We start from the raw sequence: 18,155 nt of genomic DNA, 5'->3' as shown, positions 1-18,155 counted from the left end.
GTATGCAAGCATGACTGATAAACAAATATATGAATTAACCATTGATGATCTTGCTTGCTCTGGCGTTTGGTACTTCCCTATGGATGAGTCTGCGGAAGATGAGCTGACAGTCCGACCTCTCCTTGACAAGGAGATTTGTAGTGACGCTCAAATAATCGTTCGCGCTAGTTTTGTTGGGCTGGATGGTTCTAGTTATTTAGGCTATCTGTACTGGGATGGTAGTGGAGAGGTTGAGTATTTAAAACCTGTAATTCTTCTTGAGGATGGCTCGTTTGTTACATTTTGGAATGGGATGGTTGAGCCTTCTTGGGCAGACTACTCTGCAAATGCTCAAGCGCTGAGGAGCAGACTCCCTTTTTTGTATGTTTCAGATTCTGTTCTCGACCTGCCTAAAATTTCAGGAAAGCTTGAGGGGCTATATTATTTAGATGGGGATCACATTTCCTGGATAAGTTGATGGTGCAAAAGGGGGAGCAAAAGGAGGGGCAGGTGTTGAGGAGGCGTTTTTCAGGACGGTGACTCCGCTACGGGCCTTCTGAGTACGCAATTAGCTAAGGATACCAAGTCGTAACTTACAGATATTCAAGATTTGAGAGGTAGGCAGTTCACTCCCCAATAACTCGAAATTTTGAAAGCAGATCTTCGGGGAAACGCTTACTCGCGTCTCGCCAAAGAAGATGTCGAGTTAAACCGAGTTGATTTTGAAAGAAAACTGCCGAAACTCAGGAAGAAATGGGAGCGGAACACGGGTGAGAGTTGGCCGAAGGAAGAACGGTAGTGGGGATAAAAGTGCGGCAGAGAGTAAAGTCCATTGCTTTGTGTTAAGTAAAACTGTCTCCTTTTTTAAAATTCTAGTAGTCGTGGAAAGGGGGCAGGTTTATTTAAAGGGCGAGTGGAAGTCATCGCTCTGATGGTTAAATAAATCTGTCCCCTTTCTTTGCTGGCGCCAAAACGGTAAGAACACGAACTTTGAAAACGCGCTTAAAGCTCTCAGTCTGTCGGATGCAGTGGTAGCGTGTGCGGCCGGAAGAATCAAGTCACCAATTTGCACTCTAGAGGCGCCTGCTCAATGGTTTGGTTTTCCACCTGCGCTGGTCCCAATCTGGAGTGATGGCTCTCGTCCTACCTATATTGGATATTGGATGCACTGGTTCGTGGAGCGGGAGCCTTGTTTTGTAAAGATGTTTGTAAGCTCCGATCGCATGACAACTGAGATCGCGAGAACTCCTTCCCAATTGTTTGGAGTAATCGCGATGATGGCGATCAGTTTGGATGATGGGGTGACGTTAGATCTTGAGCAGTTCGCGGCGAGGGTAGGACTTGAAAACTTATCGGAGCTTGATGCAGTCTCTCTGAAAACAGGTGACGATTCAAAGGGGTTTCCCAAGGCAGAGCTGTTTAGAACATTAACCCCTCTCGAATGTATTTCCTATGACGGCAATCCATATATGGGAGACTTTCCCAGTGAGTTTGCCAGAGGGAACTGGTGGGAAACTAGCTGTTCCTTTGAAGTTCTCAGTAAGAATATGCGGATATCAGAGAGCGCGAGTTTGCCTGGCTGGTTTGATCCTGCTCAAGTGAAAACGACGCTATTCGAAAATTTTATGTCGGCGGGTCGTTTGGACTATGCCTGGCTGACATTGAACTCGACGGGCTGGTTAATTGCTGATGCAAGACGGGCGATTATAGAACTGCAAGCTCGCACCAGTGATGAGGTTTTCGGTTGTGTTGCTGCGTCTTGGCTATCTTTTGCTGATGATAGTGTTGGGGGTTATTGAGTGAGGAAGAAAAGGGAGCGATTTATTTAAGGACAAACGCAGAGGGGCAGATTTGTTGGTTTTGCTCGGTTTATAAATAGATCTGTCCCCTTTCTTCGTCCCCTTTCTTCCTTTCTTTGTTTGAATCAGGCGGCTAAGAATTTAAATCATGGTTGAAACGGTCCGTAATGGGGCGGGGAAAGACCGCGTTATCTGTCCACTTCTTTACTCACCTATCAGTGGCCATGGCGCGACTTCCAGGACATGAACTCTGATGGTCGTAACCCATAGCGTGCGAGAACCCCTTCGTGCAGTCGACGGAGTTCTTCGACGATCAATGCTTGCACCTCCGGTTGCTCTCTTTCCGGAACATATTCCGCTACCGCGCGTTGAATACATGACAATGGGTCAAGCTCTGGGTGAGTGACGATTTCCCGAATGGTCTTCTTGATGAGCTCTCGCCATGCCAGGCGTAAAGGATCGGGTTCCGCAAGGTCTTGCTTGATTGCCAGATATTCCTGTGTTGAGCGTTCGTAGGCCCAGATATAAAGGTCGCGAAGCAGCTCTACACGGGTCATTTCGTACACACCCAATGTGGCTCGGCTGTACGCCTGCTCCGGTACATCCAGAAAGGTCAGCGGACAAAGATTGGCACGGAACAAGGGGAGATTCGCTGCCAGTCGGGAGGTGCGTTTATTGATGTCGGCAAAAGGCTGCAAATAGGGCAGATGCACCATCATGAAGAAAGACTGCTCGAACGGATCAGCGATCTGATTGGCTTTGCCAAGCAGGACGTCCAGTGCATCTTCAATTTGCTGTGGCGTTGAGAGCGGGCGATAGGTGCTTTTCCCGATGTCGACGGCGTGCTGGCGAATTCGGCCTTCGTCTGCTGGGTTGGGCAGCAGGTTTTCGGCCAAGGCGCTATGCAGGTTCATTAATGTGTAACGGTTGAACTCGGCACTCTCGATGTTCTCGACCAAAAGCTCGATAGCTGTCTTATGGTTCAAGATCATCTGCGTTTCTATAGCGGCCTTGCCCTGTGCTGCCTTACCTTGCTCAATGAGTTGTCGTGTGTCGAGCCGTGAGTAGGTGTTCCCTTCCAGATGGCTTGATGCCCACGACAGATCAATCAACAAGCGATTCAGGACCGCCCGGCTGTAAGTGCCTGCTGGCTCCGTCGCATCTGCGGTTTTGCCCATCCTGTGCAATTGGCGCCGCAACGACTCAGGTAAGTACCCTGTCTCGTTAGGACGATAGGCGTCCAGAAAGTCACGTTGGTAGCCCACCGGCTTGCGCGCTTCTGTGGGCTGGTTGATATAGGCGAGTATGTCCCGGCTGTCTGCAGATAATGGAATGAAGGCAGGGAAGGCATCGGTGTCAGTATTCAGGGCGTGGGTTTCGGCCTGGTGTTCTATTGCGAAATAACGTCGTGCCCTGCCTTCTCCCTGTGCAGTGATTTGGCTGCTTTCGACCAGGTTTGCAAGGATGCGCTGCGCCGTTCGCCGGGCGATTTCCGGGTGCTTGGTCAAAAGCTCTGAGAGGCTCGCCCCGCTCCTGGATGCCAGGATACTGTTCAGTATGTCGGTGGTCGAAGGCATGGTTATGTTGGCGCTGTTAGAGAAGATTTGGCGCGATTATGGCGCAGTTCTCAGAATCGCGCCATTTTGGGTTGAAAATGTGGCGCAGTTCTTGACGAACTGCGCCACAGCTCATCGGAGTAGATAGATGTAGTTGCTCCCGACGGTGGGGCCTACGTTATGGCCATAGTCGCCCGTCTTCACTTACTCCGGCGCCTGCGCCCGCAATCGCCTGCCAATCACATCCATCACATCACACCCGTCACGCAACGCGATCGTCAGCATCTTGCAAAAGTCGGAAAGCACCAGCGTGTCGGAACTGATCTCCGAGCGGAACGCGATATTTTCCAGCAGTTGGGTCACGGTGCGGATGCGGTAGTCAGCGGTTTCGAAGAGGACATCAAGCGGGGCTTCGGTGTCGATCAGCAGGGTGGCGGGGGTGCAGTCGATGCCGGTGATGGGCATGTATCGGTTCATGGGTAGGACCTCATTCAGTTGAAAGAGCTACCTCGTTTCCGGGTCGCCAAACCCGAGTCGCCATTGGGGCGACGACGAACTATAGGCCGTCCCGCTCAAGTGCCACAAGACACCGCTTTCCGAGCTTCGTGTAGGAGCGTTGGCGTTCCAGCAGTGGTATTTCCCTACATCGCTTTGCCGCTATCAACAAGGTCGAAACCAGCCGTCCATTGGGCACATTGGCATCGCTAGAGAGGTGACCGTGGCGAGGGAGCTTGCTCCCGTTCGGTTGCGTAGCGACCGCAAAATCGTAAGGCTGCTTCGCCCGAAGCATCGGACCGGCCCAACGGGAGCAAGCTCCCTCACCACAGCGTGAAAAGGCCAAAGATTTATTGCGAGGCCCCATCAAACCACCGTCGGATCCTGATCCGTCATGCCTATCAGCCTCAGATCCACGTACCCTGGCGCGGTCGGGTCAGCCAGATCCGCGCCATTGTCAGGCCCGGCCTGCGCGGCACTGTTCGGCGCGCTGAATATCAGGTTGCTGTCGTCAAGTTGGGCGACGAAGTCGCCATCGATCATGAGTTCGAAGCGTTGGCCTTCGGCGTTGGCTTCGAAGCTTTTCAGATAGGTGCGGGTATTGTCGGCATTGCTCCGGATCGCCAGCGTGCCGTCGTAGCCGTCGCCTATGCCAGTGAAGCCCAGGGTGCTGAAATCGATGCGGTCCTCGCTGGGGTTGAAGTCGAGTATGCGGTCGCTGCTGCTGGTTTCAGCGGTTCGGAAGCTGTCGGCTACGCTGGTGTACTTGAACACATCGTGCCCCGCGCCGCCGGAAAGCAGGTCGCGGCCAAGGTTGCCCTGTAGTACATCGTCCCCTGCCAGGCCGCGCAGGATTTCGTCTGTCTCCAAGCCTTTCAACAGGTCGCTGCCAGAGGAACCGACCAATCTGGCGCTTCCGTCCGTGCTGCCGAACGTGGTGTCCAGGCTGCCGTCGGCGTTTAGCTGAACGACGGCAAAATCGCTGCCGCCGTTGGCAAAAGCAGTTCCGCCCAGCAGCATCTTGCCGTCGGGCAGCAGCGTGATTTCGGTTGAGGCGGCCCAAACACCGGGCAGGTCGATGCGAGCCAGGCCCTGGTCGCCGAAGCTGACGTCTGGGCTGCCATCGGCGTTGAACCTCATTACGGTGAAGTCATCGAAGGCGGTCGTGGCGGACATCACTATCTTGCCGTCATCCTGCACTGCAACGCCGCCGCGATAGCTGCCAAAGCTCGTCAGCGCGAGGACGCCGTTATCGCCGAAGCCGGTGTCGAGTTCCCCGCTCGCGGTGTACTTGAACAAGCTGTTGTGGAAAGCGGGTGCGCCGTGGACCAGCATGCTGCCATCCGCGAGCGTGGTAATGCCTTGCACGGACTGAAGCGTGCCGGGGGCAGGCAGCGTCATCACACCGTCGATGCCAAATGACATGTCGCGCGTGCCATCGGCGAGCAACTGGGCCACCTTAAGCGACTGGCCGTCCACTGCGGCTATCTGTACACCGCCATCGGCGTTGGCCTCCACGATCGGCCCGTAGCCGAACCCGCTGGACAAGCTGGCCGCAGCGTTGCTGTTGAATACCGTATCGGCTTTGCCGTCGGGGCCCCAACGCTGGACGATGGGCGTGTCGTCGTGACCTTCATGAACGGCTACGACCGCGCCGTCGGCCTGGACTCGCAGGGTGTAAGTTTTTTCAAGGGGGATTTGTTTATGAATCTCCTCTCGTCCCGCGTTGCCGTACGTAGTATCCAGACTCCCGTCGGGGCGAAGGCGCGCGAGAGAAAAATCCATGCCGTAATCAGGGTCGAGGGGGTGATCAGTGAAACCGGCGATCAGTATCGAACCGTCGGGCTGTATGACCACGTCCTGGGCGTTCTCGGCTTGCCCGGAAATATCGACGATCATGATGCCAGGGGCGCTGTAACGGGTGGGCATGATTTCAATCCTTTAAAACTTGGCAAAGCATTGACTCTAGCCTAGGGTCTGCGGTGCGCCAGGAGCCCTGGATAAGCGGTCATAGCGGCTTGCACGGCGTCTTCATAGTTTTTCTTGCGCCCTGTTTCATCTCTCAACTTGTCTTTCGCGCCCCTGACTTTCGGACTGATAAACCGTGCCAACCCCTACTCGCAATGCGCTGATCGCCCAACTCGCCGCCAACCCCGATGACATCACCACACGCGCATCGCTCTATCGCGACCTGCTCGATACCGGGGAGGCGACACTGGAAGGTTTGCGCGTCGCGGCGGGCCTGGGCGATCCGGCGGCTAATGGGACGGTGGCTCAACTGAGCACCACGGCCCTGACAAATCGCCCCGGCCCGTTGCTGCCGCAACTGCATGGCCTGCCGGTGGATCATCTGGAATTGGACAATGCCGAGCCAGAATGGTGTGACGCCCTGGCCGGGTTGCCCCTGCGCACGTTGGTGCTCAACAGCCCCAGGTTCATCTGCGGCCCGCAGATGTGGCAGCGTTTGCCTGCCAATGCCCTCGAAACCTTGGAAGTCAGTAATTTTTCCCGCGACGATAACGCCCAGTGCCTACCGCCGACCACGCGGTTGCGCCGGCTGAAACTGCAAACCTATGGCGAGGATTTTGATGACCGTTTTCTCCATCAACTGAGCGACAGCCCGTTGCAGGAATTGTCGTTGAACCGTTGCGATGACATCACCGACGATGGCCTTAAAGCACTGTCACGCCTCAAGCTGCGATCTTTGACGTTGCAACGCGTGGGCGAGTTGACGTCCCGTGGCATGGCGCAGTTGGCCAGTCATCCCCTCGAACGGTTGTCGCTCAGTGACCGCGGCGCGATCCTCGATGATCCTGCCTGGCTTGGCGACTTGACGGGGTTGCGCTCGTTGAGTCTGGACGACTGCTACGCAGGCGAGAGTGTGTTGCAGGCTATTCGGGGGCTGCCTTTGGAAAAGCTTTCGCTCCAATCTGCATTCATCTGCGAAGACGACCTTGAAATCCTGGAGGGAATGCCGCTCACGGAGCTGAACCTCAAGTGCCTACGGCAGGTGATCGAGCGGCTCGACGTGCTGCACGGGTTTCCTTTGAAGCGCTTGGGATTGTCTGATGTGCAAGGTGTCTGCGCAGATACGTTGAGTGATCTGCGCGGCTTGGACTTGGAGTCCCTGGAGTTGTCGTTGAACGACACCACCTGGAAGGAACTGAAGCAACTGGCCGGCCTGCCGCTGAAGCGGCTCGATCTGAGTTTTTGCCGGGGCATCGATGGCAAGGTGTTGCGCAAGCTCGTCGAGTTGGGCTTGCCGTTGGAGCAGCTTGAAATCAGCGGCCTGGACCTGCGCGACGCGGACCTGGCCTGTTTGCGCGACCTGCCCTTGCAACGCCTGGGCTTGCATGACAGTCCTTGGCTGACCGACGCCGGGGTGGCTCATCTGGCGGGCTTGCGGTTGCGGGACCTGGCGCTGGGTGCTGATCCAGGGGAATCGCGGATCACGTCGGCCGTGGTGCCCGTATTCGAGCAATTGCCGCTGCAGAAGCTGTGGTTGCCCAATTGCTCGGGGATCGATGCGAACGGTTGGGATCGCTTGGCCAGGTTGCCAGCCCGTGTGACAGGCCCGGGAATCTGACGCGCTGATAGGAATAGGCAATGCCCCAAGGCAAACCGGCATAGGTGGGCCATTTTTCGATCGTTACCATGGCCTCCTGTCTATCCATCTGGAGTTCACCATGCACGACAGGAAAATCCTCTTCATCACCGGCGTGAGCAGTGGCTTGGGCAACGCCCTGGCGCAGGAGGCGCTTGCGGCGGGGCATCGAGTCATTGGCACCGTGCGCAGTGAGGCGGCGTTGCAGGCCTTCGAAGCGCTTTCCACGGAGCGTGCTCACGGCGTGATCCTGGATGTCACCGAGTTCGACCGAATAGATAGCGCAGTGGCAGCGGCAGAGGCCAGCCACGGCCCGGTCGATGTCTTGGTCAACAACGCCGGCTACGGTCACGAAGGCATCTTTGAAGAATCGCCGCTGGAGGAAATGCGTCGCCAGTTCGACGTCAACGTGTTTGGCGCGGTCGCGGTGACCAAGGCCTTCGTACCGTATTTTCGCCAGCGCCGTGCCGGCCATATCCTCAACATCACGTCCATGGGCGGCACCATTACGATGCCGGGTATTTCCTATTACTGCGCGAGCAAGTTTGCCCTCGAAGGCCTCTCCGATACGCTGAGCAAGGAACTGCTACCGTTCAACATCTTCGTGACGGCCGTTGCGCCGGGCTCGTTCCGCACCGACTGGGCAGGCCGTTCGATGCAGCGCACGGCGAGGAGCATTGCCGACTACGACGCCAGTTTCGATCCGATACGCAAAGCGCGCGTGGAGAAAAGCGGCAAGCAACTGGGCGATCCTCGCAAAGCGGCGCAGGCGATGTTGCAGATCATTGCCAGCCCGACGCCGCCCGCGCACTTGCTGTTGGGCAGCGATGCACTGAACCTGGTGCGCGACAAGCTCAGTCGGGCGGCCAGCGAGATTGATCAATGGGAAGCGCTGACCCGTTCGACCGACGGTTGAACGGCCAGCAAAAGGGGGCGTCGATGACTCAGGCCGCTGCGCGCATGGTGCAGTTGATGGAACAGCTCGCGCCAGTCGAGGGCTACAACCTCAGCGCACTGGACGACATTCGTTTCCTTCGCTCGAACCGGCCGCTGACGCGCACGCCGGTTCTGTACGAGCCCGGTATCGTGATCCTGTGCCAGGGTCGCAAGCGCGGCTATCTGGGCGATGAAGTCTATGTGTACGACGCCCAGCATTACTTGGTGGTATCCGTTCCGGTTCCATTCACCATGGAGACCGACGCCAGCGCCGAGGAGCCCATGTTGGCGATCTACATGCGCCTCGATTTGCAACTGGCCAGCGAGCTGATGTTGCAAGTGGATGAGACCCTCGGCCCCAGCGATGCCCAACCCAAAGGCATGTACGCCTCGCCCATGGACGATCAGCTGCGCAGCTCGACGCTGCGTTTCCTGGAAGCCATGAGTCATCCGGGCGACGCGCTAATTCTCGGACCGTCGCTGATCCGGGAAATCTACTACCGGATCCTCACCGGCGAGCAGGGCGGCTCGATGCGCGCCGCCCTCAGTCGCCAGGGGCACTTCGGCAAGATTACCCGGGCGATCCGTAAGATCCACGGCAGCTACCACGAGCATCTGGATGTCGAAACGCTCGCCCAGGAAGCAGGCATGAGCGTGCCCAACTTTCACCTGCACTTTCGCAGCGTGACAGACTCTTCGCCCATGCAGTATTTGAAATCGACGCGCCTGCACCAGGCGCGGTTATTGATGCTGCGCAACACCATGAGCGCCTCGACGGCAGCGTTCAATGTCGGCTACGAAAGCGCCTCGCAATTCAGCCGCGAGTTCAAGCGGATGTTCGGCAGGACGCCCCAGGCCGAGATTGAATGGATGAAGGCGACCTATGCATTGCCTGCGCCTGCTGGTCCGTCTGTTTATGTTTCGTCGCATTAGAACGGGGCGAAATCGCGCCGGTCAGTACGCGTCAATCAGGTGCGTTCAAGGAGCGGTTCATGGCGACAATATCGGCATGGCTTGGGTTGGGGCCGAGCCGCTCGAAGTGTTTAGGAAACTCGTCTCGTTTCGCAGCGGCTTGTCCTTTGGAGGCGGTCAAAAGCGCCTTGCGCAGAGTCTCGGCGTCGTAGTCGCAGCAATAGCCTGGCGTACACGGTTGCTGTCTCCAGGACTCTTCCAGGGAACCTCCGTCCACCGGATCGAAGCCCGCTTGGTTGACCAGGGACATCACCGTTTCCTTCGCCTTGGGATCGTCGCCAGCCACTGCCGCTGCCAAGCGACCCGGGGTGCCTTCGGCACTGCCCAACTCTGCCAAGGTATAAGCCAGGATATTGTTGAAAGCCTTGATGACGGGGCGCCCAATCTGCTTCGAAACCCAAACGCTTTCCGTCATCCCTTGATCAATTTCAGCAATGTTGGGGTCACGTATGCCAGGGTAGTAATTACTCGTGTCCACCACCGGGACGCTGCCCGGTACAGCGGCAAACAGATCAGCAGGCAGTGCGCTCAACGCCGGTAGCGGTATGGAGAGCACGATCACATCCGCACCCTCGACTGCGCCGCGAATGTCCACCGGTTCGGCTCCAATCTCTTCGGCGAATGCGCGAACGCCGTTGATGCCTCGAGAGTTCGCAACACGTATGTCGTGACCCGCTGCCTTGAATTTGCGAGCGAGGGTGCCCCCGATATTACCGGTTCCGATGATGCCGATTTTCATGGCTGAGCCTCCTGGGTCATTTGTCTTGCACCGATTCTAGGAGGCTGATGTGATAATGGTAAGTACCTACCAAAAGGTGTGTAACTCACCATCGAGGAAGAAATGGAACGGGAGTGGGATTGCGGCGATCCGCAAAATCGTCGGAAATGGGCCGAGGCAACGACCGAAACGCTTCGCGTGCTGGAAGGGAAGTGGAAGATCATTATCTTGTGCCAGCTTTTCGCGGCGAAGGGCGCGCTGCGTTTCTCGGATCTGGAGAAGCTGATAGAAGGGATCAACCAGAAAATGCTGATCCAACAGCTAAAACAGTTGGAAAAGGACGGCATTGTGCTGCGGACGGTGTATCCGCAAGTGCCACCGAAGGTGGAATACAGGCTCACGCCCATGGGGCATGCACTCGGGCCGTCTATCCAGGCATTGATCGAATGGGCAGAGATGAGGCGCGATCACACCTGAGATGACTGTCGAGGCGCAATGGCCCGACGCGGGCGAAGCAACTTCAGCAATCCTTTAGCTTCGCCCAGAACTCCTCCGCCGATGGGCTAATGGCACCCGTTGGACGAGTGAGGTGAATATCCAGCGGGATATCCCAGCTTTCGTCGAGGGCTCGTACCAGGCGTCCGTCGGCGACCTCTTGCTCGGTCAGGCTGCTTGGCAGCCAGGCCACCCCTTTGTTTTCCAGCGCCATGGACATGAGCACCGCTGCGAGGTGGCTGCTGAACAGCGGCTTGAGGTGCAGGAACTCTTCCTTGCCTTGGAGTCGATGAGCGACGATGCGCCCCAGCCCGGACTCCTGGGTATACGCCAGGTACGGCAGCGTTGCGGGCGCATTGCCAAAGTTTGCGGAAGCGCTCGCCAGTGGGACGAGTACATCCTCGCCGACCTTCTTGCCCATGAACTGATCCGGGGCCAACAGCGGCGGGACGTCCGGATGGCGATGGCAAAGCAGGAACTGCACCTGGCCCTGGATCAGCATCTGCTCACAGGCCGCCATGCTATCGGAATGCAGTCGCACCGCCTCGATGGGGGCACCGTTCTCCGTGCTTCTCAGCCACTTCGGAAAAAACGTGAACGACAGCGAATGGGTGGCCGCGAATTGCAGCGTCTTGATCGCCATGCCTGCCACTTCCTGGGCTTCGCTGCGCATGCGATACAAGCGTCTAGCCGTCTCTTGGGCACTGGGCAAAATCTGCTTCCCAGCCTCGGTCAGCGTGGCACCTTGTGGCGTGCGAACGAACAGTTCCACACCCATCCAGTTTTCCAGTGCACGGACTCTGCGGCTGAATGCCGGTTGAGTCACGTGGCGCGCTTCAGCGGCGCGAACAAAGCTGCCGTACTCCGCCAATGCTGAAAAATCTTCTAGCCAAACGAGTTCCAAGGGCAATGCCTCCTGTGCATGGGGCGCGGCATTATTAGCATTGGGCGGGTGTCATCGCAAAGCATAACGTGGGGCCATCAACAACAAGAGGAACCCGCCATGCGCATCGTCGACATCCGTGAAAAAACCGTTTCCATTGCCTCGCCAATTGCCAACGCCTACATCGACTTTTCCAAGATGACCTGCTCGGTCGTCGCTGTCGTCACGGATGTGATTCGCGAGGGTAAACCGGTCATCGGCTACGGTTTCAACTCCAACGGTCGTTATGGTCAAGGTGCTTTGATGCGTGACCGTTTCCTGGCGCGCATCACCGAAGCCGACCCTGAGTCGCTGATCGATAAAGAAAACAATAACCTTGATCCGTTCGCCATCTGGAAAACCCTGATGACCAACGAAAAACCGGGTGGCCATGGTGAACGCTCCGTTGCAGTTGGCACCATTGATATGGCGGTGTGGGATGCCGTTGCCAAGATTGAAGGCAAACCTCTGTATCGCCTGCTGGCCGACCGTTATCGCGACGGTGTGGCAGATGACAAGGTATGGGTCTATGCAGCAGGTGGTTATTACTACCCTGGCAAAGACCAGACCAAGCTCAAAGCGGAAATGCAGAGCTATCTGGATCGTGGCTACGACGTTGTCAAAATGAAGATCGGTGCGGTTCCTCTGGACGAAGATATCCGTCGCATCGAAGCGGTACTTGAAGTGGTAGGTGATGGTCGTCGACTGGCGGTCGATGCCAACGGTCGTTTCGATCTGAAGACCGGTATTGCATACGCGGAGGCCATCAAAAAATACAACCTCTTCTGGTACGAAGAAGTGGGCGATCCGCTGGACTACGCACTCCAGGCTGAGCTTGCAAATCACTATGAACTGCCCATGGCCACCGGGGAAAACCTGTTCTCCCATCAGGACGCCCGTAATCTTCTGCGTCACGGTGGTATGCGCCCTGATCGCGATTACCTGCAGTTCGATTGCGCGCTGTCCTACGGCCTGGTCGAGTACATGCGCACCCTGAAAGTGATGGAGGAGATGGGCTGGTCTTCGCGTCGCGTCGTTCCGCACGGGGGCCATCAGATGTCCCTGAATATCGCCGCGGGCCTGCACCTGGGCGGTAACGAATCCTATCCCGATGTGTTCCAGCCGTTCGGCGGGTTTGCCGACGGGATTCGCGTGGAAAACGGCTACGTGGGCCTGCCGGACATTCCGGGTGTCGGCTTCGAAGCCAAGTCCGCCTTGTACGCCGTCATGCGCGAATTGGGCGAGGGCTGACAGCCCCGAACGCGGCCTCTTCGCCTGAGGCCGCCGTTATCCGGCGTCAACCGTTGGCGCCACACCACACGCCCATCACAACAATAAAATGAGGTGCTCCCGTGGAAATCTCCAAGTCCCGCTGGTATAGCCAGCTGTACGTCCAGGTGCTGATCGGCATCGTGGTCGGTGCCGCAATCGGTCACTTCGAACCGCAATTCGGCGCCAAGCTCCAACCTTTCGCAGATGGCTTTATCAGGCTGATCAAAATGCTCTTGGCCCCCATTATTTTTGGCACCGTGGTAGTCGGTATCGCCAAGATGGGCAGCATCAAGGAGGTCGGTCGGATTGGCGTCAAGGCGCTGGTCTATTTCGAGATCCTTTCGACCATCGCTCTGGTCATCGGCCTTGTCGTGGTCAACGTTGTAAAGCCTGGCGTTGGGATGAACATCAATGTCGACACACTCGATGGCAGCGCTATCGCCAAGTACAGCCAAGCCGCCACGGAGCAGGGGGGCACCATTGATTTCTTCATGAACATCATCCCGCAAACCTTCATCGGGGCGTTCTCCAATGGCGCCATGCTGCAAGTCATCCTGCTTTCTGTCTTGATGGGCGTGGCCCTGGTTCAAATGGGGGAAACCAGCAAACCGCTGATCAATACCATCGATCTGTTCCTGCAAGGGCTGTTCAAGATTGTTGCCATGGTCATGCGCCTGGCTCCGATTGGTGCTGGCGCGGGGATGGCGTTCACGATCGGCAAATATGGTATCGGTACGCTGCTGTCCCTCGGCCAGTTGTTGATCGCGCTCTACGTCACCACCCTGGTCTTCATCGTGATCGTGCTGGGCACGGTGGCTCGATGGTCAGGCATGCCCCTGTTGCAGTTTCTCCGTTACTTCAAGGACGAGATCCTGATCACGCTCGGGACGTGCTCAACCGAGGCCGTGCTGCCGCGAATGATGGTCAAGCTTGAAAAGCTGGGCTGCAAGAAGTCGGTGGTGGGAATGGTGCTGCCGACGGGCTACACCTTCAATGCGGATGGCACCTGCATTTACCTGACCATGGCCGCGATCTTCATTGCCCAGGCGACCAATACGCCACTGACGTTTATGGACCAGATGATCCTGTTGGGCGTTTTCCTGCTCACGTCGAAAGGTTCGGCTGGCGTGGCGGGGGCCGGATTCATCACCCTCGCGGCAACGCTCACTACCATCCACTCCATTCCGCTGGTAGGCCTTGTCCTGCTCTTGGGCATCGACCGATTCCTCAACGAAGCGCGAGCCGTGACGAATTTGATCGGGAACGGTATCGGCACGATCGCCATTGCCAAGTGGGACAATTCTTTCGATGTGGAAGCGTGTGAGCGGGAGATTGCGGCGATGAAAAATGAGAAAGCGGCGCGTAGGGTGTTGGCTGCGCAGAAGTGATTGGTATTGCTTGCTTGGTGGTGCTGGGAGCTTGGTTTGACTGGATTCCAGGCACAAAAAAAGACGTCCGAGGACGTCTTTTTTTGTTGGATTGGTGGGCCGGGGTAATCTGAATTAAATTGCTAACCTATTGTTTTTGATGATTAAAATATGTTCTGATTTTTCGATGGAATACCATTTGGAATACTAAAAACCAAAAAAGAGGCTTTTTTGTATTTGGCTTAATGAAAGTAAGACGCTCAGTCGGTGAGGCTGCAGCGCTTGGAGCCCGGAAAGTAAATCTGTCTCCTTCATCCCCAATCCTTTCGGCAGCTACCATCGTTTCTTATGACCTCACGCTGGCCATCAAGCAGGGCACTGCGGCATAGTGTTATGGCTCAGCATGATGAATCCTCGCGCTTGCCCCGCCAAGCCAGGGCGGTTCATAACAGAGATTTCCCGCTTCCATCCAGACTGGTTTAGGCAGTAGTTTTCCAAAAATTAGACCAATGTAGTTACTGCAGGCTCTTTACCTTCTAAGCCTAGCGCGCTAGCCTCATCCGTGATGGCGATGTGCCTAATCAGGGATTCGATTTGTGGCTAAGACTACCTATAGAGTGGACGTGCCTTGCTTTTCGCTTAGAGCTGATTCTCGTCAGTTAGGGTGCGCTTTTCTTCCGCATTCCTTCTTTCTCATAATTCCAGACCTCATAAGATCCGCAGACTGTTGTGGCGTCCTTCCAATTTTTTTTAGCCCGCTTTTCAAGGAGGAATCTACGTGACGATAACTTATGGCGGGACGCTTCCGGATTCTAGCTGGGGGTGTGAGTTCACCGAGGTATTCAATGCAAATGGAATTGACTTCGTAAAACTCTGCCATGTTCATGTGTCCCAGATATCAAAAATAGCCAAGGTACTTTCCGAGTCTGTAGTGGATACTTCATGGATGATGACCTTGGATGCCGGCACCAGATCCTCCTATGAATACACTGTTCAAGAAACCGCGCAGCTTCTTGTCGAAATATTTAAAGCTGCTGAAAGAGAAGACTCTGTCGTTGATGAGTTTGGTGAGCTAATGGTCTCAATGGGAGCGGCCAAAGCTCTTGAGGTTGTTTTCAAACACACTCTCATACCCATCGCGGAGCTTTGGAAGCCTCAAGCTAAACAGAATGAAGGCTTCGATTTTCATAGTATATGCCCTGGCCATATCATAAATTTTGGAGAGGCGAAGTATTGCTCAAGCACTACTTCGTATGGGCGTGCGCTAAAACAAGCTGGAGATTTCGTTACGGTAAAAAAACACAAACGAGATAGGGTTCACTTAGTAAGCCTGGCTACAAGCGAAGGGATTTCTAATCTTGATAATAACGTTCATGGTGTTATTGCGGCGTTTTCGATTCATGCCGATGATCAGCTCACAGTATATAGAAATGCACTAAAGAAAGCTGCAGAGTTTTCCGAAAATCATAGCGTGAAATTTGTTTATATGATTGGTGTGACTCATGAAGGTTAGATTGATTCGAAATAGTTTAACTCCTTTTGAAGATCTGGTTGGAGTGCTTGATGAAGTCCATAGGATAGGGCCGATTAATTCAGGTATATTAGAAACTCTATCTTTATATAGAGTGTTTCATCCGGATGTGTTTTCTCAGCTTGAAGAGCGAATAATCTCCGCGCTAGGACTTTTCTATAAGGTCATTAGGCCTGAGAATCTATACTCTTTGCTTCTATCTTCCATAGGTGAAGCTCATAAAAAAGCCTACGGGGGATACTTGACTCCCGTGCAGGCAAGTGTTCGTCGAGCTATTGATAGCAAGCAATTTGTATCAATATCGGCGCCAACTAGTGCTGGGAAGTCCTATTCGATTCGGGATTTCATTGCTGAGCAAGAGGGTGATGCAGTTGTTGTTGTACCTTCTAGAGCCTTGATTGCTGAATATATAAATACTATGAGGGAGAGGTTTGATGGCGATAAGGGGGTAATGATCACTCCATTTGTTGACGCTATTTTTACAAGTCGAAATCCTCGTAGAATATTTGTACTCACTCCTGAGCGAGCTAGAGATCTTTTTACAACTTCAGCCAAGCTGGATCTAAGAGTCTTTTTCTTTGATGAGGCACACGTTTCTGAAGATCGGTCGCGGGGTGTGATTTTTGATGTTTTAGTAAGGCGAATACAAAAAACATTCTCATCAGCAAAACTTATTTTCGCTCATCCTTTCGTGGACAATCCTGACGCTCAGTTTAAGAAACACGATATTCCTGAAGGTAATGGTTATGCTAGGTCTTACACTCACGGGACAGTGGGAAAAATTTGTGTCTTTCAGCATTCAAATGGCAACTGCTATATATTTTCACCTTTCGAAGAGAAAGGTAATCTTCTACGCAATTGTGTAAAGTTTGAGGGTGGATTTGAGTCTTTTGCCTTTAGTGGTGATCATTCCATTTTGATTTATGTGTCCAAAGCATCTATTTATAATGGCTCCTTTCTAGAGGGGTATGAAGAGCATATAGCCAAATTTCCTAGCATTACGCATCCTAAGGCCAGGCAGATAATAACTTCTGTCGAGAATTTGCTTGGCGCCAACAAAATTGACCACCGCTCAAGAATGGTTGAACTACTGCAAAAAGGAGTAGTCATCCATCATGGATCAGTTCCATTAGAAGTTCGCTTTTTGGTCGAAGAATTCATTCGGGCAGGTTTTGCAAAGATTTGTTTTGCAACCAGTACCCTCGCTCAGGGTGTAAATATGCCCTTTGATATCGTCTGGCTAGACAATATGCGATTTCAAGGTGAGAGTGACGAAGAGAAATCACTTTCATTTAAAAACTTGATTGGACGAGCGGGGCGGCTTTCAAAACAAGCGATATTCGATTATGGATATGTGTATACAAGAAGCGCTGATCTTTTCATTACTAGGATTAACGATAAATTTGTGTTGAACGAAAGGTCAGTTATAGATCAGCCGTATGACGAAGATAGCGATAACGCCGAGCTCTTAGATTCTATGAAAGATGGGACATTTGACGACGAGCTCCATTTGCCCTCTACAAAAATTGATAGATTATCCTCTCCTGAAGTTATTGACGCTGCCAAAGAAATATTGGGTGTGCTTTATGGCTCAAATTTGACTATTAGAAGTGTCCTTCAGGGGGATGAAAATCGTGATGCCAGAATTCGCTTGAATGACTATTTTTTAGTTATCTTCGAGCGTTCTTTGGACAGAGAGCTAGGCAAGGGGGAGATGAATGTCTTTGAAAGTGCAATCAGTATAATGCTTCAAACGTTTCAAGGACGATCATTCAAGGAGATTGTAGGGGTTAGATATAGCCGTATATCACGTAGGAGCTTTGGGCGTCGTGGCGCCGCTGAGTTTTCTCAGCCGGCTCATAAGTTACCTCATAGTGGTCTTTATGTATATTCACTTCACAAGGATGGGACGCCCGCAACTGATGTCAGTTACGATGTGATCGTCTTTGATACATATGACTATCTAGATCAGGTTATATCTTTCTCCCTCTCGGACGTTTTTATAGCGGCTTTTAAAGTCTACAAAACGTTTACCGCTGATGCCCGTGCAGACAAGATGATTGAGTTGTTAAGGTTTGGAACAAATAATTCGATGCATATGCTGCTTATGCGTTACGGTTTTGCGCCCGAAGATATCGAAGAGATCACCGGTTATGTGCAATCTATATCGGAGTCAAATATAGTATTTAAAAGTTCTGTTTACGAGGCGCCTTATCATGTGCGGGATATTATAGATTGGTACCTCCCGGAATGATAAAGATTGGTGTGGATTTTTACTGGGCGTTATTGGGTTGGTTGTCTTGGGGTAAGTCTCATTGTTTAAAAATATTAATGGACTGGGGCTTGACGCGGAATGCGTTAATGAGTGGTCATAGAACCTCAACCAAGCAGCCATGCAGCATAATCCCTCTCTCTTGGCTTGAGCTTACGTTGGGGGGGCATTCCCTAGAATGGGTCTGCCGCGGTCCATCATTGAGCGACTGCGCCCAAGGTCTCGATGGGTAGCTCG

At 53.9% G+C, this 18,155-nt stretch carries 15 protein-coding genes; 10 read left to right on the top strand and 5 right to left on the bottom strand.

Annotated features, from left to right (window positions below; translation table 11 throughout):
* The first annotated feature begins 10 nt into the window (after positions 1-10).
* Entirely contained in the window at positions 11-457 is a 447-nt protein-coding gene (locus tag AB4N42_RS27950) for a hypothetical protein (RefSeq protein ID WP_080628548.1), read from the top strand.
* 685 nt (positions 458-1,142) lie between these two features.
* On the top strand, positions 1,143-1,778 hold the full coding sequence (locus AB4N42_RS27945; protein WP_030139736.1) for a hypothetical protein: 636 nt from the start codon (positions 1,143-1,145) through the stop codon (positions 1,776-1,778).
* A gap of 215 nt (positions 1,779-1,993) precedes the next feature.
* Here the strand turns inward: AB4N42_RS27945 and AB4N42_RS27940 are convergent, their stop codons facing one another.
* From AB4N42_RS27940 to AB4N42_RS27930, 3 genes are all read right to left on the bottom strand, one after another.
* Entirely contained in the window at positions 1,994-3,355 is a 1,362-nt protein-coding gene (locus AB4N42_RS27940) for a Fic family protein (protein WP_030139737.1), read from the bottom strand.
* A gap of 183 nt (positions 3,356-3,538) precedes the next feature.
* Positions 3,539-3,811 carry a hypothetical protein gene (locus AB4N42_RS27935; RefSeq protein WP_030139738.1) on the bottom strand — a complete coding sequence of 91 codons (273 nt, stop codon included), beginning with the start codon at positions 3,809-3,811 and terminating at the stop codon, positions 3,539-3,541.
* 384 nt (positions 3,812-4,195) lie between these two features.
* A complete protein-coding gene (locus AB4N42_RS27930; RefSeq protein ID WP_460115627.1) occupies positions 4,196-5,758 on the bottom strand; it encodes a delta-60 repeat domain-containing protein in 1,563 nt (520 codons plus the stop codon).
* Between the two features lie 175 nt (positions 5,759-5,933).
* Between AB4N42_RS27930 and AB4N42_RS27925 the strand changes: the two genes are divergently transcribed.
* The 3 genes from AB4N42_RS27925 to AB4N42_RS27915 all read left to right on the top strand — a co-directional run bounded on the left by AB4N42_RS27925 (position 5,934) and on the right by AB4N42_RS27915 (position 9,302).
* Entirely contained in the window at positions 5,934-7,415 is a 1,482-nt protein-coding gene (locus tag AB4N42_RS27925) for a leucine-rich repeat domain-containing protein (protein ID WP_460115625.1), read from the top strand.
* Between the two features lie 100 nt (positions 7,416-7,515).
* On the top strand, positions 7,516-8,349 hold the full coding sequence (locus AB4N42_RS27920) for an oxidoreductase (RefSeq protein ID WP_460115623.1): 834 nt from the start codon (positions 7,516-7,518) through the stop codon (positions 8,347-8,349).
* 23 nt (positions 8,350-8,372) lie between these two features.
* Positions 8,373-9,302: an AraC family transcriptional regulator gene (locus tag AB4N42_RS27915; protein ID WP_460115622.1), complete on the top strand. Its 930-nt coding sequence runs from the start codon at positions 8,373-8,375 to the stop codon at positions 9,300-9,302.
* 31 nt (positions 9,303-9,333) lie between these two features.
* On the opposite strand, the gene AB4N42_RS27910 is transcribed toward AB4N42_RS27915, so the two are convergent.
* Positions 9,334-10,080: an NADPH-dependent F420 reductase gene (locus tag AB4N42_RS27910; protein WP_460115621.1), complete on the bottom strand. Its 747-nt coding sequence runs from the start codon at positions 10,078-10,080 to the stop codon at positions 9,334-9,336.
* A gap of 102 nt (positions 10,081-10,182) precedes the next feature.
* On the opposite strand from AB4N42_RS27910, the gene AB4N42_RS27905 reads away from it, so the two are divergent.
* Positions 10,183-10,536, top strand: coding sequence for a winged helix-turn-helix transcriptional regulator (locus AB4N42_RS27905; RefSeq protein ID WP_198797640.1), 354 nt, complete (start codon positions 10,183-10,185; stop codon positions 10,534-10,536).
* 43 nt (positions 10,537-10,579) lie between these two features.
* On the opposite strand, the gene AB4N42_RS27900 is transcribed toward AB4N42_RS27905, so the two are convergent.
* On the bottom strand, positions 10,580-11,458 hold the full coding sequence (locus tag AB4N42_RS27900; RefSeq protein ID WP_198797639.1) for a LysR family transcriptional regulator: 879 nt from the start codon (positions 11,456-11,458) through the stop codon (positions 10,580-10,582).
* 99 nt (positions 11,459-11,557) lie between these two features.
* Here AB4N42_RS27900 and AB4N42_RS27895 point away from each other — a divergent pair, with 99 nt between their 5' ends.
* The 4 genes from AB4N42_RS27895 to AB4N42_RS27880 all read left to right on the top strand — a co-directional run bounded on the left by AB4N42_RS27895 (position 11,558) and on the right by AB4N42_RS27880 (position 17,900).
* Positions 11,558-12,727, top strand: a complete 1,170-nt coding sequence (locus tag AB4N42_RS27895) for a mandelate racemase/muconate lactonizing enzyme family protein (RefSeq protein ID WP_217861228.1) — start codon at positions 11,558-11,560, stop codon at positions 12,725-12,727.
* A gap of 101 nt (positions 12,728-12,828) precedes the next feature.
* Entirely contained in the window at positions 12,829-14,136 is a 1,308-nt protein-coding gene (gene dctA / locus AB4N42_RS27890; RefSeq protein ID WP_460115618.1) for a C4-dicarboxylate transporter DctA, read from the top strand.
* Positions 14,137-14,893: 757 nt separating this feature from the next.
* Positions 14,894-15,628 (top strand): hypothetical protein, encoded by a 735-nt coding sequence (locus tag AB4N42_RS27885; protein ID WP_057396610.1) that lies wholly within the window; start codon positions 14,894-14,896, stop codon positions 15,626-15,628.
* Positions 15,618-17,900, top strand: a complete 2,283-nt coding sequence (locus AB4N42_RS27880) for a DEAD/DEAH box helicase (RefSeq protein WP_460115617.1) — start codon at positions 15,618-15,620, stop codon at positions 17,898-17,900. Before AB4N42_RS27885 ends, AB4N42_RS27880 begins: the two co-directional genes overlap by 11 nt.
* Positions 17,901-18,155: the final 255 nt, after the last annotated feature.

It is taken from the genome of Pseudomonas sp. H2_D02 (genome assembly GCF_054677635.1).
The sequence above is the reverse complement of the archived record's forward strand: the minus strand, read 5'-3'. Positions and strand labels throughout refer to the sequence as shown.